This is a genomic window from Fructobacillus cardui, from assembly GCF_963580785.1.
Lineage (GTDB): Bacteria > Bacillota > Bacilli > Lactobacillales > Lactobacillaceae > Fructobacillus > Fructobacillus cardui.
Genome location: NZ_CAUZLS010000001.1, coordinates 19,712 through 39,114, shown reverse-complemented (window position 1 = coordinate 39,114; position 19,403 = coordinate 19,712). Strand labels below are relative to the sequence as shown.

The following is a 19,403-nucleotide window of genomic DNA, read 5'->3' as shown; positions in this document are numbered from 1 at the left end:
TTAATCCAATGTACCTGTGAGGGTGGCACCGGTGTGTTGGACAGCTAAAATGGTTGCTGTGCCGTTCAGCTTGAGGCCATTGATGGCTTCAAGTAGCTGGTCAGCGTGTCCTCGTTCAACTATTGAGATAACTGTCGGTCCAGCTCCCGACAGGTATGTTCCTGCTAGACCAAGGCGGTGTGCTAAGGCACGAATTTGTAAGAATTCTGGTGCTAAATTAGCCCGGTAGGGTTCATGCAGTTGGTCTTCTTCTACTAAATCCATTAATCGCTTTTGGTCACCTAAGTAGCAAGCGGCAACCAAGTTGGCAAGGTGTTGACTTTGGTGAACGGCCGTTTTGAGTGGTAAGGTTGCAGGCAAAGCCGCCCTTGCTTCCGCGGTTTTTAATGGGTAGTCCGGAATAAAGGTAACCGCGACCAAATTTTTGGGTAGTGGAAGGGTAGTGGCTTGTACGCCATTTTGGTCATCGTCTGTTAATTGTAGGCCACCTAAAATAGTTGGCGCAACATTGTCCGGATGACCCTCAAGGGCTGCTGCCTCTTGTAGAATTTGGTGACGATCAATCGTTTGATCGTCTAAGTAGTGCCCCAAGAAAAGACCGGCTACTAATGCTGATGAGGAAGATCCAAGACCACGAGCCAGTGGAATGTCACTTTTAACGATTAGTTGGTGGGGTGTAATATCTGGATCAACGAGTCGAGCAGTTTGAACAATGAGATTGGTTTCATCGTTTGGAATATCTGCGCCAAATGGGTGAACCACTTGCCAAGTATCAGTTTTTGGACCAACGGTTACGGTTAAATTAAGGTTTAATGCAAGTCCAAGACAATCAAAGCCAAGACCAAGGTTGGCAGAACTTGATGGTACAGTGATGGTTAGCATGGATAAATCACAAACTCCTTTGCTAATGTCCGATTAGTTGTTAAAGCGTCAAGAAGGGCATCATGCTGATCTTTGGACATTTCTTTGGTATAAAGGACGAGCTGAGAGCCAAGCCGGTTATTTTCGTGGCTGGCTTGACGAACAATCAATGAACGGAGTTCGTCCTTGGTGTCTTGGCTAACATTGTTTGCACCAGTTGTATTCAGAATCCAGCAATAGGCTTGAACTCGTTCGCCAGCTAATGTCATTTCCCTTTCTGACAACGGTTGCTTAGCGTCCTTTGGTGCCGTTGCGGCAGCCAAAATATCGGCTAAAACGGCTTGGGCCGTTGGCCGTGCACCAGCCCCAGGGCCATAGAAAAGCGTTTGACCGAGGTTATCACTGTTCACTGCAATAGCATTATTCTCATTGTGGACCTGTGACAGAGGTGATTGTGGTAGCACAACCTGGGGAGCAACGATAACGGCCACTGAATCGGCACTGATTTGATCGATGCGGAAAAGAAGCTTGAGTTGGCCACCAAGTGTTTTAACGGCGGCGATGTCCTCATCCGTAATCTTTTGAATACCGGTAATTTGAATGTCCTTTAATCCAGCCTCCAATCCAAAGACCAGACGGGCCAAGATAATGGCCTTGTAAGCAGCATCGTAGCCAGCGACATCATTTGTGGGGTCCGCTTCGGCAAAGCCTAGGTCTTGTGCTTGCTTTAAGGCCGTTTCGTAGGATAGGTCATTATCGGCCATTTGAGTTAACATGTAGTTGGTGGTACCATTCACAATCCCCGCTAATGAGCGGATGGTATCGGTACGGAAATATTCGCGTAGGGTACCGATAATTGGGATCCCACCGGCAACTGCTGCTTCATATAAGAGGGGCACCTGCGCTTTGTTTGCTAAGTCAAGGAGTTCTTCCCCAGCGGTCGCAATCAGGTCCTTATTAGCCGTAATAACTGGTTTTTTACTTGCCAAAGCGGACTTAATCCAGTTTTTAGCGGAGCCAGTACCACCGGCAACTTCGACAACCAAATCAATTTCTGGATCATCTAAGATGTCCTTTGGGTCGGTGGTCAGTTGGATGGTGGAGCTTAAACCAGGGCGGTCCTTGGTTAAAGAAGAGACCATCGCGGTTTTTACGGTCAGGTCTAAACCAGTATTTTCACTGATTTTTTCTTTTTGTTCCTCTAAGATGGTTAACAAGCCCATCCCAACTGTTCCTAAGCCAAAAAGGCCAATCTTAACTTCCATGATGACTCCTTCTATCGTTTTTTACTGTCAAGTAAGGATAATTTCCTATTAACTTTACCATTTTCCCGCCTAAAAAGGAATGTTTTTGTTATAATATCATTAGAAATCAATGAGATTGAAGGAGTACGTCATGGAATATGTCTCGACCCGGGGAGAAGCCCCTGCTGTTTCTGCCGCCCAGGCCATCCTCCAGGGCTTAGCACCGGATGGTGGTTTGTACGTGCCAAATCAGTGGCCAACTTTGAACTTGGATTTAAAGACCATCGGTCAACAATCCTACCAGGATTTGGCGACTGAAATTTTTGCTGCTTTTTTGCCTGATTTTACAAAAGCAGAGATTCAAGCCGTTGTACAGGCAGCTTATGGTAGCCAATGGGATACCGATAAAATTGTGCCGGTCAAAGATGCTGGGAACAATTTGCACTATTTGGAGCTTTTTCATGGTCCGACATTGGCCTTCAAAGATATTGCCCTTCAGGCCCTGCCTCACTTAGTGATTGCGGCGGCTAAGAAAGAAGGCCTGGATAAGGAAATTGCTATCTTAACGGCAACCTCAGGTGATACGGGAACAGCCGCAATGTCTGGTTTTGCCGACGTACCTGGAACAAAAATTGCAGTTTTGTACCCACAAGTCGGGGTTTCGGACATCCAGCGTCAGCAGATGGTCTCCGAGCCTGGAAAAAATACCTATGTTTACGGGATAGAGGGCAATTTTGATGATGCCCAGCAGGCGGTTAAGCGCCTTTTGGGTGATTCAGATTTTGCTGCCTTCTTAAAGAAAGAAGATATTCAAATCTCTTCGGCAAATTCGATTAATATTTGTCGCTTGGTCCCACAAATCGTCTATTATTTCTACGGCTATGGTCAATTAGTTGAAAGTGGTCAAATTAAGCCTGGTGAAGAAATTGATGTACTTGTGCCAACTGGTAATTTTGGAAATATGTTAGCAGCTTACTATGCCAGCCACATCGGCTTACCGGTGGCTGATTTTACGGTTGCTTCGAATGAAAATCATGTTTTAACAGAATTATTCCAAACAGGGGTATATAATAAGAACCGCGACTTTAAGGTGACGAATGCGCCGGCTATGGATATTTTGGTGTCGTCAAACTTAGAGCGTCTGTTGTACTTTGCTGGCGGTCAGGATGCTGATTTGATCAAAAAAGATATGGCAGACTTGCAAAGTCAAGGCCAGTATCAATTGGCAGAAAAAACGAGATCTGGTTTAGCGAAGTTTTCTGCTGGTTGGACCAATCAAGAGCAGGTAGAAGAAACGATACGAAAGACGTTCCTTTCTTCTGATTATTTGATTGATCCACATACGGCTGTGGCCGTTTATCAATACAACGACGATGGTCATCAAACCCTTTTGGCCGCAACTGCTAGTCCCTATAAGTTCCCACAAACGGTTCTTGAGGCACTTGGCGAAGAAGTTGTTAGTGGCGAAGGCGGCTTGACTGCTTTGGCAGCAGCAACCAAAACACAAATTCCTGACCAAGTGAAGGATTTGTTCCAGCGACCTGTTCGTCATCGGACGTTTATCCAGGCAGCTGATATTCAAAAGCAGATTGAAAGCGCCTTGAAGACAGACTAATTTTCTTCTGTTGTTTATTATGTCATTTAAAAAGAAAGAGAGAATTTTTTTATGGTAGCAAAGACAGCCTATAATGTAGCAGTGCTCGGTGCAACGGGTGCTGTTGGACGTCGAATTTTGGACCAGTTGGCCCAATCAACAATTCCGGTTGGTGAAGTTAAGGCCTTAGCTTCTGCTCGTTCAGCTGGTCAAAAAATCAGCTTTAAGGACCAAGAATTAACGGTCGAAGAAGCAACGGAAGATTCCTTTGCAGGTGTTGATATTGTTATGGCCTCAGCCGGTGGATCTACCTCAAAGGCTTTGGCTCCGGCTGCTGTTAAGGCTGGCGCTGTTGTGGTCGATAACTCTTCTTATTGGCGAATGAATGATCAGGTGCCATTGGTTGTGCCTGAGGTTAACGCCGCCGCTTTAAAGGACCATCAGGGAATTATTGCCAACCCTAATTGCTCAACGACGCAATTGGTAATGGCGCTTGACCCAGTTTACCGAGAATTTGGCTTGAACCAGGTGATTATTTCCACTTATCAAGCGGCTTCTGGTGCTGGAAAGGCAGCGATGGATGAAGTTTTGGCTGAAGCTCAGGCTCGTTTGTTGGGTGACGACATGGCAGAATTGGCCCATGTCCTGCCGGTGAAAGGTGATAAAAAGCATTTCCCATTAGCCTTTAACTTGTTGCCACAGATTGATGTCTTCGAAGAAGAAGGCTACACACACGAAGAATACAAGATGATCCACGAAACGAAGAAGATTATCTTGGGTGACAAGAATGCTAAGGCTATTAAGGTGACTGGTACGGCCGTCCGTGTGCCGGTCATGATTGGTCACGGTGAGAGCGTTTATATCGATACTGGTGACGAGAACGTGACAACTGATCAAATTCGTCAGGCAATTGGTGCCGTTGATAATGTGATTATTGAAGATGATCCAGCTACACAAACTTACCCACAACCTCTTTTGGCTGAAGGTAAGCGTGAAACATTTGTGGGCCGCATTCGCCCTGATTTGGAAAATCCTGGTGCCTTCCACTTGTGGGTTGTTTCTGACAACTTGCTGAAGGGTGCTGCCTGGAACACGGTTGAAATTGCACAAACACTGGTTGAAATGGACTTGGTTCGCGTACCAGCTGATTCAACTTTTGCATAAATTATTTTGAAAAAGCCACCAACGAACGAATTGGTGGCTTTTTAGTGTCCTTATTTTGCTAATAAAACAGCCCTACTACAAAAACGTAGTAGGGCCCTTAGGCAAGTTTGTTTTTAATAAATTGCGTCGCGGTAAAGGGAAACAACTTTTCCCAAAATAAAAACAGATTCCAAGATAATGGGAGCCATTGTATCGTTTTCTGGCTGAAGGCGGTAGTGACCACCTTCTTGGAAGAAGCGTTTAACCGTGGCTTCGTTGTCCTCGTTCATGGCAACGACGATATCGCCATTGTCGGCATTTTGTTGACGACGGACAATTACTTTGTCGCCATCCAAAATACCGATGTTAATCATGGATTCACCACGAACATTCAGCATAAAGAGGTCACCATCATAGGGAATCAGATTTTCTGGAATGGGGAAGAACTCGGTTGCTTCTTGTTCGACGGCCAGAATTGGTTGACCAGCTGTGACCAATCCTAGGACTGGAATCTTACCGGAAGTGGCCGAAATCCCAAGGATTTCAAAACCGGCTGGTGTCACTTCAATAGCGCGTGCCTTAGTTCCTTCTCCCTTCTTCTCGAGGTAGCCGTTTTTAATCAAACGGGCAATGTGACCGTGGATGGTTGAAGAGGAAGATAGGCCGACTGCTTCACCAATTTCACGAATGGTGGGTGGGAAACCATTTTTACTTTGATAGTCGTGAATAAATCTCAAGACTTGAATTTGTTTTGAATCAGAACTTGCCATATGTACTTTCCTACCTGTATTTGCTACGTTTATCTTAGCGAATTTTAACCTGAAAAGCAAACAAATGTTCGCGAGAAAACCTTAAGAAATATTAAATTTTATTACAAAATGGGGATTAAATTTAAAATAGTGGATAAAGAAACTTTTTATTCGAGTTATCGACCTGTTTTCCACTGTTTTTGCAAAAAGATACTGTCTTGCTTGCCTTTATGCTATAATACCTTATAGATTTTCGTAGTTAAAGGAGACCAATAATGGTTGTATTAGTTGGAATTTTGGCTTTGGTCGTTGGTTTGGTTGGGGGATTCTTCTTGGCCCGCTTTACGATGAAGTCATACTTGGCAAAGAACCCACCCATTTCAGAAGAAATGATGAAGTCCATGATGATGTCAATGGGCCAGAAGCCATCACAAAAGAAGTTGAATCAGATGATGGCTCAAATGAAGGCACAAAATGCCAAAGCACAAAAAAAATAAGCCAAACGGCTTATTTTTTTTGTGCTTTTGGATCAATGTATACCCAGTTGGGATTGATTTCTTTGTCCAAGGCATCAAAAGATTCTTGAATCTTCTGATTGTATTCGGCAATTTTTTCGTCCGTCAAGCGGGCTTTAGGGTCAATCACAATTGGTTCACCAAAATTAATTGTGGTATTATTGCGTTTAAATAGGTGTGAAAACTTCACGGGACCTTGATAAACTGCTGGAACAATCGGTTTCTTTGAAAGTTTGGCAATCAGGATTGATCCTGATTTTAACTTTTGAGAATGCCGGGATCCAGTTGGAAACATGATGAGTGATCGATCGCCATTCTTTAACTCGTTAACGGGATATTTGATGGTATCGGTACCGACATTGCGCCGATCAACTGGAAAGGCCCCCAAAGTGGTAATCAAGGCGCGCAAAGCAGGATTTTTGAAAAGCTCCTTCTTAGCCATAAAGATGAAGCGCTTTGGATAGGCCGCCATAGCATACCAAACGGGATCCCACCAAGAACGGTGTGGCCCAACTAAAACGTAGTTTTCATTTTTTGGCAGGCGCTCTTTGTGGAGATAGGTAACGCGACCATTAATAATGGCCACAAAGGTCACTGTAAAGACCCGGATAAAGCGATAGAATAACATCTGCTTGTCCCTTTCTAATTGACTTAACAGAATAATTTTACTTAGTTTATGGAGATATTGCAACAAACCATGGAAGCAGAAGAATTACGAGCAGGTGAGCGCCTTGACGGCTTGCCATCACAACAGATTCAAATTATCCAAAATCCAGATATGTTTTCTTACTCGTTAGACGCCGTGCTCTTGGCATACTTTGCTAAGCCCAAGCAAAAGGGGCGAGGACTATCGGTCGACTTAGGTGCCGGTACTGGAGCAATTGGTCTTTTTTATGCCGCCAAAGTCACAGGGCAAGTAAAGTTAGTCGAGCTGCAGCAAGATTTAGCAGAGATGGTACAGCGTTCGGTTGTTTTAAATCATTTGGAAGACCGCGTGAGTGTGATTCAGTCCGATATGCAAGAAATTTATGACGATATTAAGCCTGGATCGGTGGATACGGTTTTGTCGAACCCACCTTATTTTTCCGTGAATGAAAAGACCAAGCAAAACCTTGATGAACATTATCAATTGGCCCGGCATGAAATTGCCATCGATTTGCCCCGTTTAGCGCAAGTTGCCAATAAGCTGTTAAAGAATAACGGTAAATTTTATTTGGTTCATCGACCAGACCGGTTGGAGGATATTATGTCTGCCCTTTCTGCCCGGAAATTAGCGGTCAAACGGATTCAGTTTGTGTACGGCAAGGCCGACCGTGAGGCCAACATGGTCTTGGTAGAAGCGATTAAGGCGGGTAAGCCGGGTGGCGTTCGGATTTTGCCACCAATTATTGCCTATACAGCTGATGACCAGTATACGCCCCAGGTACAAGAAATTTTGTATGGGCAACCTTGGCAGCTGTAAGTCAATTACAGGTGGTTGCGCGAGGAGGGAGATGGGAATCATGACGGATGCTCATGACAAAACTTATGATTTTTATGTGCTCTATACGGCCGACGGTTATTTTTATGGTGGTTTTTCCGATGATGCCCACCGCCGTTTTTTAGTCCATCAAGCGGGGAAGGGGGCCAAGTTTACTCGGGTGAAGTCCAGACATCCATTACAGCTGATTTACCAAGAAACGTTTGATAATAAGCACGCTGCCCTTTCGGCTGAGGCTAAGTTTAAGCGCCTGAGCCGGCCGCAAAAAGAGGCTTTTTTAATGGAACGAAAAGTGGATTCTACAATTTGGCAAAAATAGGTAGAGGGACTTTATGAGACCCTTAATCCATGATAGAATGGGATAAATCATTTGAATTGAAGGTGGCAAATAATGATTACTACTTTTGAATTAAACAATATTATTGGGCGCCAGGTGTCTTTTAAAGACTGCGACCCAAGAGAGAAGTTAGTGAAGGTTATTGGCAATTTTTATCACTATGATTTAGCTTCAGGGACTAATGTGGTCCCTGAAGAAACCTATGTGATTAAGCGTGCCGAGGGGAACGTCTTAATCCTCCAGAAAAAGTAAGGACGGTATTTATGTCGATTTTGGTGATCGTCATCATTGTTGTAATCGTTTTGGCCCTGGTTTCCTTTAAGATTGTGCCGCAAAATAGTGTTGGCCTTTTGGAAACATTGGGTAAGTATTCTTCGACAAGGCAGACAGGTTTGAATTTCCGTTTGCCTTTGGTTCAAAAAATCAGGACGGTTTCCTTGGCCTTGCAGCCATTGAAGTTGGCTGGTTATTCAGTTATTACCAAGGATAACGCTGATATTGGGGCAACGGTGACGTTAAACTTCCATATCACAGACCCTGTGAAATATTCATATGAAAACACGAATTCGATTGAATCGATGCAACAATTGGTTCGGGGCCACTTGCGCGACATCATTGGTCGGATGGAATTGAACGAGGCCCTGGGGTCAACAAGTCAAATCAATAAGGATTTGGCCGAGGCAATCGGTGATTTAACGAATACCTATGGTATTAACGTTGATCGGATTAATATTGATGAATTGAAGCCCAGTGCAGCTATCCAGTCTTCAATGGATACGCAGCTGAAGGCAGATCGAGAACGAGTGGCAGCTATTTCGCAAGCGGAAGGTGAGGCCAAGTCCATCGAATTGCGCGCAAAGGCTAATAACGAGGCTTTGATTGCCACTGCTAAGGCCAACGCCGAGGCGACGCGAACAAAGGCGGATGCCGAAAGTTACCGAATTGATAAAGTTCAGGCCGCTTTGAAGAACGCGGACCAAAACTATTTCAATAACCAGTCCATTAATGCTTTCGAGGCTTTGGCTAAGTCAGATGCGAACTTGATTGTCACGAATGGTGCTGATTTGGACCAAACTGGGCAAAGTGCTGTTTTGGCCAAAACTTTGGGTCAAGAATTAGCTAAAGAACAAGATTAAGAATATTTGCCAGCCGGTTGTGGTTGGCTTTTTCTTTGGACTGATTTTCACTAGTTAAAAATCAGAAAAATCCTTGCTTTTCGGTCAAAACCTTAGTAAACTAGTATCTGTTGTGAATACAACAAAAATACACACGGTAAACGAGAACGTGCAGGTGCAAGTGATTGATCATTTGTCAGCACGAACCAAGAATTTACCGGAGGTTAAACCTAGGAGGCCACTATGGCAGTTATTACAATGAAGGAACTCCTCGAAGCAGGGGTTCACTTTGGACACCAAACTCGTCGTTGGAACCCAAAGATGGCACCATACATCTTTACGGAACGTAACGGCATTCATATCATCGACTTGCAAAAGACTGTTAAGTTGATTGACGAAGCTTACAACTTTATTCGTAACGCTTCAGCTGATGGCGCTAACATCTTGTTTGTTGGTACTAAGAAGCAAGCATCTGATGCAATCGCTGAAGAAGCAACACGTGCTGGTCAATTCTACATCAACCACCGTTGGTTGGGTGGAACTTTGACTAACTGGAACACAATCAAGACACGTGTTCAACGTTTGAAAGACTTGAAGGCAATGGCCGAAGATGGTACTTTCGAACAACTTCCTAAGAAAGAAGTTGTCTTGTTGAACAAGCAACGTGAAAAGTTGGAAAAGTTCTTGGGTGGAATCGAAGACATGCAAGACTTGCCAGATGTTTTGTTTGTTGTTGATCCTAAGAAGGAAGAAATCGCCGTTAAGGAAGCCAACATGCTCAACATTCCTGTTGTTGCCATGATTGACACAAACGCCGATCCTGACGATGTTGATGTTAAGATTCCTGCAAACGATGACGCTATCCGTGCCATCCGTTTGATCACTGCTAAGATGGCTGATGCCGTTATCGAAGGCCGTCAAGGTCAAGACAACGCTGCTGAAGATGCTTTCATCGAAGGTGACGAAAACACGGAATCAATCGAAGAAATCACAACAATCGTTGAAAAAGACAACTAAGTTGAAATTAGTTTATTGATTTGCCGTTCCGGTGGACCTGCTTGGGACGCTGAACGGCTTTTTCTATGCTATACTAGAGACTGTTAAAAGATAATAAAGAAGCTAAAGGAGCATTTGCATGGCTGTTACTGCAAAGTTAGTGAAGGAATTACGTGATAAGACATCTGTTGGAATGATGGATGCCAAGAAGGCTTTGGTTGAAGCTGAAGGCGACATCGAAAAGGCAATCGACTTGTTGCGTGAAAAGGGAATGGCAAAGGCCGCTAAGAAGGGTGACCGTGTTGCTGCTGAAGGTATGACTTACGTGATGACTGAAGGCAACAAGGCTGCCATCATCGAATTGAACTCAGAAACTGATTTCGTTGCTGGTAACAAGGAATTTAATGACTTGTTAGTTGCTGTTACTAAGACAATCTTGGAAAAGCAACCTGCAGACGTTGAAGCTGCTTTGGCTTTGCCAGTTGCTGGTGAAGAAGACCGAACTGTTAACGACAAGATCATCAACGTTTCTCAGATTACTGGTGAAAAGATTACTTTGCGTCGTTTTGCTACTGCTGAAAAGACTGACGGTGAAGTCTTCGGTGCTTACTCACACATGGGTGGTTCAATCTCTGCTTTGACCGTTTTGACTGGTTCAAACGAAGAAGCAGCCCGTGACGTGGCCATGCACATCGCCGCTATTGCTCCACAGTACGTTTCTGATGACCAAGTTCCTGCAGATGTTGTTGCTAAGGAAAAGGAAGTTCAATTGGCTTCTGAAGACTTGAATGGCAAGCCTGACAACATTAAGGAAAAGATGGTTGAAGGACGGATTAAGAAGTTCTTGGCTGACATCACTTTGTTGGACCAAGACTTTGTTAAGAATGGTGACCAAAAGGTTGCTGATTTCGTTAAGCAAAATGACATGACGGTTAAGTCATTCGTTCGCTACCAAGTTGGTGAAGGTATCGAAAAGCAAACAACAAACTTGGCTGAAGAAGTTGCTAAGCAAATCAACAACTAAGCTCTTCCAAAAAGTATCCCAAGATTTGGGTGCTTTTTTTTTGGAATTGATGACTACATTTTTGCTATAATAGATAGCGATAAGAAAGAGGAAAACCATGACGGATACAAAGTATAAAAGAGTTTTAATGAAGCTGTCAGGCGAAGCCTTGGCTGGTGCTAAGGGTCAGGGGATTGACCTGGAGACAGTCGCCCAAATTGCCAAAGAAATCAAGGCAGTCCATGATATGGGCACTCAAATTGCCATCGTTGTTGGTGGCGGTAACCTATGGCGTGGTGAACCCGCTGCCCGTGTTGGGATGGAGCGGTCACGCGCCGATTATACCGGAATGCTTGGAACGACTATGAACGCTTTGGTCCTCCAAGATGCCTTGGAACGTGCCGGTGTTGATACTCGCGTTCAAACGGCGATTACGATGCAACAGATTGCAGAACCTTACATCCGTGGCCGCGCCATTCGTCACCTTGAAAAGGGTCGGATTGTAATCTTTGCTGCAGGAACTGGTTCACCATACTTCTCAACGGACACAACGGCTGCTTTACGGGCAAACGAAATTAATGCCGATGCAATTTTGATGGCAAAGAACGGTGTTGATGGTGTCTATGATTCAGATCCAAATACAAATCCAGATGCCCAGAAGTTTACAACTTTGACGCACTTGGATATCATTCAAAAGGGCTTGAAGGTTATGGATTCAACCGCTTCATCCCTCTCAATGGAAAACAACATGCCACTTGTTGTCTTTAACTTGAACCAACCTGGTAACATCGAACGGGTTATCAAGGGTGAGGCAATTGGAACCACAGTGACTGGAGAAAAATAATGGCTTTTGATTTTACAAGTACAAAAGAACGGATGCAGGGCGCTCAAGAAGCTTTGCGTCGTGAATTAGCAGAAATTCGGACGGGCCGGGCAAATCCCCGTATTTTGGACCGAGTAGAAGTAGAATATTATGGTGCGATGGTACCATTGAACCAAGTGGCTTCAATTTCAGTGCCAGAAGCACGCTTACTTTTGATCACACCATTTGACAAGAACGCCTTGGAAGCAATCGTGACAGCGATTAACATTTCTGATTTGGGCTTGAACCCAGCTTCTGACGGTAATATTGTCCGTTTGGCCATTCCACAAATGACGGAAGAACGTCGTAAGGAATTGGCTAAGGACGTCAAGGCCGAAGCAGAAAAGGCGAAGGTTGCCGTTCGTAACGTTCGTCGCGATGCCATGGATGCCATCAAGAAGGACAAGGACATGACCGAAGATCAAGTTCACGATGCCGAAGACCAAGCTCAAAAGTTGACGGACGAAAACACCAAGGCAATTGATGAAATTGCGGCGGAAAAAGAAAAAGAATTGTTGAAGATCTAAGGACTTTGGATCGATGGTGATTGCTACAAAGGCTCCCAAGTCATTTGGCTCGTGGGCTTTTTCTGTTTTTAACGAGTTTTTTCTTGACCTTTTTCAGAAAAATCGGCATAATATGGATAGATTAGTTTAAGGCTTTGACCCGGTTTGGCACCCGGTGAGCTGAGAACCGTGAAAGTGTCAACGACTGAGCAATTAGCCGTTGGAAATCAGGTGGAACCGCGCGTTAGCGTCCTGATGTCAAATTTTGACATTGGGACTGTTAACCGCGGTTTTTTGTCAGATAAGGAGGACTTTATGGCAAAGCTGAAGTATCATTTGGAGTCGGACACGGTTTTGGTTTTAAACGAGGATGGCCATGCCGGTGATACCCTTGATTTGAAAGACGAGCTCCAAGTTGATACGAGTCAACTGGGGGTGGCTGTGCAAACGGCCATTGATGAAAAATTAGCTCAGGAAAAGGTCGATTGGGAAAAGAGCCAGCAAGACTTGGTCAAGGCACAAATTGACCAGGAAAAGCAGAAGGCTGATTTAGCACTGGAGAAGGCCAAGCAGGCTGAAAGGGATGCGGCCCAGAAAGAACAAAACCAACTGCATGACCAATTGCTGCAACTCCAAGCACAGTTGGACCAGGAAAAGCAAAAATCTGATTTAGCGCTGGAGAAGGCTAAGCAAGCTGAGAAGGACGCGGCCCAAAAAGAAAAGACGGAGCTGCAAGACCAACTGACGCAGTTACGTTCACAGCTAGACGCGTTTAAGGACCAGGAAGCTGCTAACAAGGCGCTGGCGCTGGCTGAACAAAAGGAAAACCTGCAGAGCACCTACCAAGCTGAAAAGGACCAGGCCGGTCAGCATCGACAGGAACTAGAAAAGCAACTGGCCGATTTGAAAAATCAGGTTGAAAATCAGGGTCGCGACCAAGAGCTAGCCTTGGCAAAAGTGAAGTCAGACTACGATGCGCAATTGCAGGCAGCTCAAGAGCAAGTCGAATTCTATAAAGACTTTAAGGCCCGGCAGTCAACCAAGGAAATTGGCGAAAGTTTGGAAGTTTACGCTCATCAGGAATTTAATAAAATTCGCCCTTACGCTTTTCCCAATGCTTACTTTGAGAAGGACAACGAGGTTTCAAAACAATCCGGATCGAAGGGTGATTTTATTTTTCGTGATTATCAAGATGATGTTGAATTTATTTCCATCATGTTTGATATGAAAAATGAGGCGGATGCGACCGAGCAGAAGCATAAGAACGCAGATTTTTTTAAGGAACTGGATAAGGATCGCAGGGAAAAGAAAACGGAATATGCCGTTTTGGTTTCGATGCTGGAAGCCGATAACGAGTACTATAACACCGGAATTGTTCAGGTGCCGGACTACGAGAAAATGTACGTCATCCGTCCACAATTCTTTGTCCATTTTATCGGCCTTTTGCGCAATGCGGCCTTGGATTCCCTCCAATATCGGCGGGCGCTGATTGAAGAACGCAATCAAAACATTGATATTACGAACTTTGAAGACAATATCACGGCCTTCAAGGACCGCTTTGCTAAAAACTATAATTCCTACTCGAGCAACTTCCAAAAGGCAATCGAACAGATTGACCGGGCGATTAGCCAGATGGAAAATGTGAAAAAGAGCCTGACGACTTCTGAAAATCAGATTCGTCTTGCTAACAATAAATTAGAGGATTTGACCGTCAAAAAATTGACCAAGAATAATCCAACCATGATGACGAAGTTTGCTGATTTAAAAGCGGACCAAGGCGGTGAAGGAAAGCCGTAAATTCGTCACAGCGTTTTAAAATTTTAATGATGAAAGAATAAAGGAAAGACTTATGTCCAGTGAAAAATTATCAGTACAAGACATTATTTTGACACTGCAAGAGTTTTGGGCCGAAAAGGGCGCTAACTTGATGCAGGCTTACGATAACGAAGTCGGAGCGGGAACTCAAAGCCCTTATACCTTCTTACGTGCTAATGGTCCAGAACCTTGGCGAGCAGCCTATGTTCAGCCATCTCGGCGACCAGCTGATGGCCGTTATGGTGACAACCCCAACCGCTTGTTCCAACACCACCAATTCCAGGTGGTAATGAAGCCGTCACCTGACAATATTCAGGAATTGTACCTTGCTTCTTTGGAAGCCCTGGGCATCAAGCCATTGGAACACGACATTCGTTTCGTTGAAGATAACTGGGAAAACCCTTCAATGGGTGCGGCCGGAATCGGTTGGGAAGTTTGGCTAGACGGGATGGAAGTGACCCAGTTCACTTATTTCCAACAGGTTGGTGGAATCGAAGTTGATTCCGTTACGGCTGAAATTACCTATGGTTTGGAACGGTTAGCTTCTTACATCCAAGACGTACCAACGGTTTACGATTTGGAATGGGGCCATGGCGTTTTGTATGGTGATATTTTCAAAGAACCAGAATACGAACACTCAAAGTATGCCTTTGAAGAGTCAAATCAGGGAATGTTGCTCCAACATTTTGATGATTATGAAAAGGAAGCACAGCATAATTTGGAATTAGGCTTGGTTCATCCAGCCTATGACTATATTTTGAAGTCTTCTCATACCTTTAACCTGTTGGATGCCCGGGGAACGGTTTCCGTTACGGAACGAGCTGGTTATTTGCACCGAATTCGGACAATGGCTCGGAAGGTTTCAAAGGTCTTTATTGAAGAACGAGCTAAGCTTGGCTTCCCATTGTTGAAGGATGAAGCATTACGTGAAAAGTACTTGGGTGCTAAGGGAAAGTACGCCAAGAAGGAGGATCAGGACTAATGGCAGATTTTATTTTAGAAATTGGTTTGGAAGAGATGCCAGCCCACTTGGTAACGAGTTCTGAAAAGCAGCTGGTCGACCGAGTTTCTGATTTCTTAGACGAACACCGACTCGATTATGAAGCAATGAAGCCATTCTCAACGCCACGACGTTTGGCTGTTGAGTTGACTGGCTTGGCAGCCGGTTCAAAGGCTGTTGAAGAAGAGAAGCGTGGCCCAGCCGTTGATCGTGCCAAGGACGAAAATGGTGACTGGTCAAAGGCTGCTCAGGGATTTGCCCGTGGACAGAAGACCACACCGGAAGCCTTGATTGAAAAAGATGGCTACTTGTGGGCCAAAACTGAAATTGCTGGTGTGCCAGCTGCTGAAATTTTGGCAAAGTTGGGCACTGAAGTTGTTGAAAAAATGACCTTCTCAACTTACATGAAGTGGGGCAATCATAGCTTCTCTTACATCCGTCCAATCCGCTGGTTAGTAGCACTTTTGGACCAGGATGTGGTTGATTTTTCTGTTTTGGACGTTCAAACAGGTCAAACAACCCGTGGTCACCGCTTCCTATCAACGGAAAACGTGACGATTCCGAGTGCCACTGATTACGAGCAGACGTTGCAAGACGCCTTTGTTATGGCTGATGCAGCCAAGCGTAAGTCCACCATTCAAGCACAGTTGGAAAAGATTGCCCAGGACCAAAACTGGGACTTGGATTTGACGACTGATCAGGCACAAGACCTTTTGGAAGAAGTTAACAACATCGTTGAGTGGCCAACCGCCTTTGCCGGTAACTTTGACCAAAAGTACTTGGATTTGCCAAAGGAAGTCTTGGTAACCTCGATGCGTGACCACCAGCGCTTCTTCTTTGTAACGGATGATCAGGGTGAATTGTTGCCACACTTCCTTTCTGTTCGCAATGGAAATGAAGAGAACTTGGCCAATGTTGTGGCTGGAAACGAAAAGGTTTTGGTTGCTCGGTTGGAAGATGCGGTCTTCTTCTACCAGGAAGACCAACAAAAGTCGATTGACGACTACATGGACCGCGTGAAGAAGCTGGTCTTCCATGAGAAGATTGGTACTGTCTACGAACACATGGTTCGTGTACGGGCTTTGGCTGGCCAATTAGGTCAGGCACTGGGTCTGTCATATGAAGAGTTGTCTGATTTGAACCGGGCTACTGAAATTTATAAGTTCGATTTGATGACCGGTATGGTCGGTGAATTTGACGAATTACAGGGTGTGATGGGTGAGCATTACGCCAAGCTCTTTGGTGAAAATGACGTCGTTGCTCACGCGATTTTGGAGCACTATTTGCCAACTTCAGCCACTGGCGAAGTCGCTGATTCAAAAATTGGGGCGGTGCTGGCGGTTGCCGATAAGCTCGATTCTATTGTGACTTTTTTTGCGGCTGATTTGATTCCATCAGGTGCCAACGACCCTTATGGCTTGCGTCGAGCAGCAACTGGGGTAGTGCGAACACTGGAAGCACACGACTGGCACTTAGATTTGTTGTCCGTCTTAGCGAATTTTAAGGACCAGAACAAGGACGTAGCCGATACTGATTTGGCACAGGTAATTACATTCTTGACGGACCGTGTCAAGAAGCAGGCCGCAGATGCCGGTGTTCGTTCGGACATTGTTTCGGCTGGAACGGCCAACGTGGTCACTGGTGATTTGGTTTACGTGGCTGATCGAACAGAGGTTTTGGCCAAACACTCAAAGGATGCTAACTTCCGCGATGTGATGGAAGCTTTGTCTCGGGTAAGTCGCTTGGCAAGTAAGGAACGAATTGAGGCTGCCGTTAAGCCTGACTTGCTTGAGAACGACCAAGAAAAGGCTTTGTACGAAGCAAGTAAGGATTTGAACCTGGTTGACTTGGAAAATCAAGGGGCGGAAGCACTGTACCAAGCACTGGCTGCTTTGCAGGAACCGATTGCTGCTTATTTTGAGAATACATTAGTTAACGACAAGAAGACGGCAGTTAAGAATAATCGTTATGCGCAGTTGAATGCATTGGACCAGTTAATTACTGGTCTGGGGGATATTGAACAAATTGTGATTAAATAAGTAGACTTGTAAGTTAACTTAATAAGAAAAAACAGGTGAGAATAGCTTCTCCCTGTTTTTTATGTGGATAAAAAGGTTAGGAATACCGCAAAAATTAGTCGGATTGTTGTTGCTTGGTGGTTGGGTGAATCTGGTGGATATTTTTTGACTGTGTATGCTTCAAGGTAAAACCAGAATACCTCTTTGTTTCATCAGGGTTTTCCTGTAAAATGGATAGTAAGTACAGACTTTAAAAAAGCAGGATATTCATGGCAGATTTTACTTTAGAAGAATTAAAAGAACGGCAAAAGCACATTCGAAACTTTTCCATTGTGGCCCATATTGATCACGGAAAGTCGACAATTGCCGACCGGATTTTGGAACAGACCCAAACGGTGGCCGAACGTGATATGCAAAACCAGCTGCTGGATACCATGGATTTGGAACGGGAGCGCGGGATTACCATTAAGTTAAATGCGGTCGAGGTTCATTACAAGGCTAATGATGGCGAAACCTATATCTTTCATTTGATTGATACACCGGGGCACGTGGACTTCTCTTATGAAGTTTCACGGTCTTTGGCGGCGGCGGAAGGGGCCATCTTAGTGGTTGATGCTGCCCAGGGAGTGGAAGCTCAAACTTTAGCCAACGTTTATTTGGCGATTGATAACGATCTTGAAATCTTACCGGTTATTAATAAAATCGATTTGCCTGCTGCTGATCCAGAAAAGGTCAAGGGCGAAATTGAGGACGTGATTGGTCTTGATGCCTCTGATGCCGTTTTAGTGTCGGCTAAGCAGGGAATCGGTATTCCTGAACTCTTGGAACGGATTGTTTCTGATTTTCCAGCGCCGGATGGTGACCTTGAGGCGCCATTACGGGCTTTGATTTTTGACTCACAGTACGATGCTTATCGTGGCGTTGTGGTCAATTTGCGAGTTCGTGAAGGGATTGTCAAACCTGGTGATCGAGTGAAAATGATGAACACTGGGGCGGAATACGAAGTGACGGAAGTCGGTGTCATGTCACCGAATGCGCAAAAGCGTGATTACTTGATGGCTGGTGATGTTGGCTATTTGACGGCATCCATTAAGGACATTCAGACTACGCATTCAGGAGATACGGTGACGCTGGTCGACAATCCGGCTGATGAACCACTCCCTGGTTATCAGCCAATGACACCTATGGTTTATTCGGGATTATATCCTTCGGATAATGCCAAGTACGGTGACTTACGAGAAGCGTTGGAAAAGTTGCAGTTAAATGATGCTGCGCTGACTTTTGAGCCCGAAACGTCGCAAGCCTTGGGATTTGGTTACCGAGTTGGGTTCCTGGGCCTCTTGCACATGGATGTTATTCAAGAGCGGTTGGAACGTGAGTTCGATTTGGACTTGGTAACAACGGCACCATCTGTTACTTACCGGGTCACGACGGTTGACGGTGAAGTCTTGATGATTGAAAATCCATCTGAACTGCCGGAGAGTCAACAAATCAAAATGATTGAAGAACCATTTATTCATGGCAATATCATGGTTCCAAACGAATACGTTGGGGCGGTGATGGAATTAGCCCAACGCAAGCGTGGCGAATTCGATACAATGGAATACCTGGATGAAAACCGGGTTAACGTTAAGTATTACCTGCCACTGTCTGAAATCATCTTTAATTTCTTTGACAAGTTGAAATCGTCAACGCGCGGCTATGCTTCCTTGGATTATGAAATCGATGGCTATCGCCCAGCTGATTTGGTCAAGATTGATATTCTCTTGAATTCTGAAAAGGTCGATGCCTTGTCCTTTATTGTTCACCGCGATTTTGCGGCAGAACGCGGTCGTGTGATTACTTCGAAATTGAAGGAAATCATTCCACGACAAAACTTTGAAATTCCAGTCCAAGCCGCAATTGGAAACAAGATTTTGGCCCGAACAAACATCAAGGCTTACCGCAAGGATGTGACCTCCAAGATTCATACGGGTGATCCTGATCGTCGAGCCAAGCTTTTGGATAAGCAAAAGCGTGGTAAGGCAAGGATGAAGGCTGTGGGGACGGTTACTGTTCCGCAAGAGGCATTCATGGCTGTTTTGCAGACGGACGATGATGAAAAGTATGCCCGTGGTAATTAATTTTTGGTACCTTCTGAGTGGTCTTGTTTGAAAAAATCAGGA

General features: G+C 44.8%; 19 protein-coding genes. 15 read left to right on the top strand and 4 right to left on the bottom strand.

Annotated features, from left to right (window positions below):
- Both thrB and AABI20_RS00180 read right to left on the bottom strand, forming a co-directional pair.
- A complete protein-coding gene (thrB, locus tag AABI20_RS00185) occupies positions 1-882 on the bottom strand; it encodes a homoserine kinase (RefSeq protein ID WP_338346411.1) in 882 nt (293 codons plus the stop codon).
- Positions 876-2,126: a homoserine dehydrogenase gene (locus AABI20_RS00180; RefSeq protein WP_053068955.1), complete on the bottom strand. Its 1,251-nt coding sequence runs from the start codon at positions 2,124-2,126 to the stop codon at positions 876-878. The genes thrB and AABI20_RS00180 overlap by 7 nt, the downstream gene beginning before the upstream one ends.
- Before the next feature lie 130 nt (positions 2,127-2,256).
- Here AABI20_RS00180 and thrC point away from each other — a divergent pair, with 130 nt between their 5' ends.
- Both thrC and AABI20_RS00170 read left to right on the top strand, forming a co-directional pair.
- Positions 2,257-3,720: a threonine synthase gene (thrC, locus tag AABI20_RS00175; RefSeq protein ID WP_338346407.1), complete on the top strand. Its 1,464-nt coding sequence runs from the start codon at positions 2,257-2,259 to the stop codon at positions 3,718-3,720.
- A gap of 51 nt (positions 3,721-3,771) precedes the next feature.
- Entirely contained in the window at positions 3,772-4,863 is a 1,092-nt protein-coding gene (locus tag AABI20_RS00170) for an aspartate-semialdehyde dehydrogenase (RefSeq protein WP_338346405.1), read from the top strand.
- Between the two features lie 113 nt (positions 4,864-4,976).
- Here AABI20_RS00170 and lexA read toward each other — a convergent pair whose 3' ends face one another.
- Positions 4,977-5,612, bottom strand: a complete 636-nt coding sequence (gene lexA / locus AABI20_RS00165; protein ID WP_047974480.1) for a transcriptional repressor LexA — start codon at positions 5,610-5,612, stop codon at positions 4,977-4,979.
- Between the two features lie 254 nt (positions 5,613-5,866).
- Between lexA and AABI20_RS00160 the strand changes: the two genes are divergently transcribed.
- The gene (locus AABI20_RS00160; RefSeq protein WP_047974479.1) at positions 5,867-6,088 is read left to right on the top strand and encodes a YneF family protein; all 222 of its coding nucleotides are present in this window, start codon (positions 5,867-5,869) and stop codon (positions 6,086-6,088) included.
- 10 nt (positions 6,089-6,098) lie between these two features.
- On the opposite strand, the gene AABI20_RS00155 is transcribed toward AABI20_RS00160, so the two are convergent.
- Positions 6,099-6,734, bottom strand: coding sequence for a lysophospholipid acyltransferase family protein (locus AABI20_RS00155; protein WP_047974478.1), 636 nt, complete (start codon positions 6,732-6,734; stop codon positions 6,099-6,101).
- A 69-nt stretch (positions 6,735-6,803) separates the two neighbouring features.
- On the opposite strand from AABI20_RS00155, the gene AABI20_RS00150 reads away from it, so the two are divergent.
- The 12 genes from AABI20_RS00150 (at position 6,804) to lepA (ending at position 19,361) form a co-directional block, all read left to right on the top strand.
- Positions 6,804-7,568, top strand: coding sequence for a tRNA1(Val) (adenine(37)-N6)-methyltransferase (locus AABI20_RS00150; protein ID WP_288846116.1), 765 nt, complete (start codon positions 6,804-6,806; stop codon positions 7,566-7,568).
- Between the two features lie 40 nt (positions 7,569-7,608).
- On the top strand, positions 7,609-7,905 hold the full coding sequence (locus AABI20_RS00145; RefSeq protein ID WP_047974491.1) for a GIY-YIG nuclease family protein: 297 nt from the start codon (positions 7,609-7,611) through the stop codon (positions 7,903-7,905).
- A gap of 72 nt (positions 7,906-7,977) precedes the next feature.
- A complete protein-coding gene (locus tag AABI20_RS00140; RefSeq protein ID WP_047974476.1) occupies positions 7,978-8,175 on the top strand; it encodes a hypothetical protein in 198 nt (65 codons plus the stop codon).
- A gap of 56 nt (positions 8,176-8,231) precedes the next feature.
- Positions 8,232-9,059, top strand: coding sequence for an SPFH domain-containing protein (locus tag AABI20_RS00135; protein WP_047974490.1), 828 nt, complete (start codon positions 8,232-8,234; stop codon positions 9,057-9,059).
- 222 nt (positions 9,060-9,281) lie between these two features.
- Complete coding sequence (rpsB, locus tag AABI20_RS00130) at positions 9,282-10,055, top strand: 30S ribosomal protein S2 (protein WP_047974475.1); 774 nt, start codon at positions 9,282-9,284, stop codon at positions 10,053-10,055.
- Positions 10,056-10,173: 118 nt separating this feature from the next.
- A complete protein-coding gene (gene tsf / locus AABI20_RS00125) occupies positions 10,174-11,058 on the top strand; it encodes a translation elongation factor Ts (protein WP_047974474.1) in 885 nt (294 codons plus the stop codon).
- 97 nt (positions 11,059-11,155) lie between these two features.
- Positions 11,156-11,881 (top strand): UMP kinase, encoded by a 726-nt coding sequence (gene pyrH / locus AABI20_RS00120; RefSeq protein ID WP_047974473.1) that lies wholly within the window; start codon positions 11,156-11,158, stop codon positions 11,879-11,881.
- Positions 11,881-12,426 carry a ribosome recycling factor gene (gene frr / locus AABI20_RS00115; protein WP_288846120.1) on the top strand — a complete coding sequence of 182 codons (546 nt, stop codon included), beginning with the start codon at positions 11,881-11,883 and terminating at the stop codon, positions 12,424-12,426. The genes pyrH and frr overlap by 1 nt, the downstream gene beginning before the upstream one ends.
- A gap of 294 nt (positions 12,427-12,720) precedes the next feature.
- Positions 12,721-14,202: a DUF2130 domain-containing protein gene (locus tag AABI20_RS00110; protein ID WP_047974489.1), complete on the top strand. Its 1,482-nt coding sequence runs from the start codon at positions 12,721-12,723 to the stop codon at positions 14,200-14,202.
- Positions 14,203-14,254: 52 nt separating this feature from the next.
- Complete coding sequence (gene glyQ / locus AABI20_RS00105; RefSeq protein WP_047974471.1) at positions 14,255-15,202, top strand: glycine--tRNA ligase subunit alpha; 948 nt, start codon at positions 14,255-14,257, stop codon at positions 15,200-15,202.
- Positions 15,202-17,259 (top strand): glycine--tRNA ligase subunit beta, encoded by a 2,058-nt coding sequence (glyS, locus tag AABI20_RS00100; RefSeq protein WP_288846121.1) that lies wholly within the window; start codon positions 15,202-15,204, stop codon positions 17,257-17,259. Before glyQ ends, glyS begins: the two co-directional genes overlap by 1 nt.
- A 248-nt stretch (positions 17,260-17,507) precedes the next feature.
- Positions 17,508-19,361: a translation elongation factor 4 gene (gene lepA, locus AABI20_RS00095; RefSeq protein ID WP_338346401.1), complete on the top strand. Its 1,854-nt coding sequence runs from the start codon at positions 17,508-17,510 to the stop codon at positions 19,359-19,361.
- Positions 19,362-19,403 lie beyond the last annotated feature (42 nt).

What these genes read in the sequence shown, in the direction of transcription:
- thrB (WP_338346411.1), bottom strand. Translation starts at nt 882, where the DNA reads ATGCTAACCATCACTGTACCATCAAGTTCTGCCAACCTTGGTCTTGGC.
- AABI20_RS00180 (WP_053068955.1), bottom strand. Translation starts at nt 2,126, where the DNA reads ATGGAAGTTAAGATTGGCCTTTTTGGCTTAGGAACAGTTGGGATGGGC.
- thrC (WP_338346407.1), top strand. Translation starts at nt 2,257, where the DNA reads ATGGAATATGTCTCGACCCGGGGAGAAGCCCCTGCTGTTTCTGCCGCC.
- AABI20_RS00170 (WP_338346405.1), top strand. Translation starts at nt 3,772, where the DNA reads ATGGTAGCAAAGACAGCCTATAATGTAGCAGTGCTCGGTGCAACGGGT.
- lexA (WP_047974480.1), bottom strand. Translation starts at nt 5,612, where the DNA reads ATGGCAAGTTCTGATTCAAAACAAATTCAAGTCTTGAGATTTATTCAC.
- AABI20_RS00160 (WP_047974479.1), top strand. Translation starts at nt 5,867, where the DNA reads ATGGTTGTATTAGTTGGAATTTTGGCTTTGGTCGTTGGTTTGGTTGGG.
- AABI20_RS00155 (WP_047974478.1), bottom strand. Translation starts at nt 6,734, where the DNA reads ATGTTATTCTATCGCTTTATCCGGGTCTTTACAGTGACCTTTGTGGCC.
- AABI20_RS00150 (WP_288846116.1), top strand. Translation starts at nt 6,804, where the DNA reads ATGGAAGCAGAAGAATTACGAGCAGGTGAGCGCCTTGACGGCTTGCCA.
- AABI20_RS00145 (WP_047974491.1), top strand. Translation starts at nt 7,609, where the DNA reads ATGACGGATGCTCATGACAAAACTTATGATTTTTATGTGCTCTATACG.
- AABI20_RS00140 (WP_047974476.1), top strand. Translation starts at nt 7,978, where the DNA reads ATGATTACTACTTTTGAATTAAACAATATTATTGGGCGCCAGGTGTCT.
- rpsB (WP_047974475.1), top strand. Translation starts at nt 9,282, where the DNA reads ATGGCAGTTATTACAATGAAGGAACTCCTCGAAGCAGGGGTTCACTTT.
- tsf (WP_047974474.1), top strand. Translation starts at nt 10,174, where the DNA reads ATGGCTGTTACTGCAAAGTTAGTGAAGGAATTACGTGATAAGACATCT.
- pyrH (WP_047974473.1), top strand. Translation starts at nt 11,156, where the DNA reads ATGACGGATACAAAGTATAAAAGAGTTTTAATGAAGCTGTCAGGCGAA.
- frr (WP_288846120.1), top strand. Translation starts at nt 11,881, where the DNA reads ATGGCTTTTGATTTTACAAGTACAAAAGAACGGATGCAGGGCGCTCAA.
- AABI20_RS00110 (WP_047974489.1), top strand. Translation starts at nt 12,721, where the DNA reads ATGGCAAAGCTGAAGTATCATTTGGAGTCGGACACGGTTTTGGTTTTA.
- glyQ (WP_047974471.1), top strand. Translation starts at nt 14,255, where the DNA reads ATGTCCAGTGAAAAATTATCAGTACAAGACATTATTTTGACACTGCAA.
- glyS (WP_288846121.1), top strand. Translation starts at nt 15,202, where the DNA reads ATGGCAGATTTTATTTTAGAAATTGGTTTGGAAGAGATGCCAGCCCAC.
- lepA (WP_338346401.1), top strand. Translation starts at nt 17,508, where the DNA reads ATGGCAGATTTTACTTTAGAAGAATTAAAAGAACGGCAAAAGCACATT.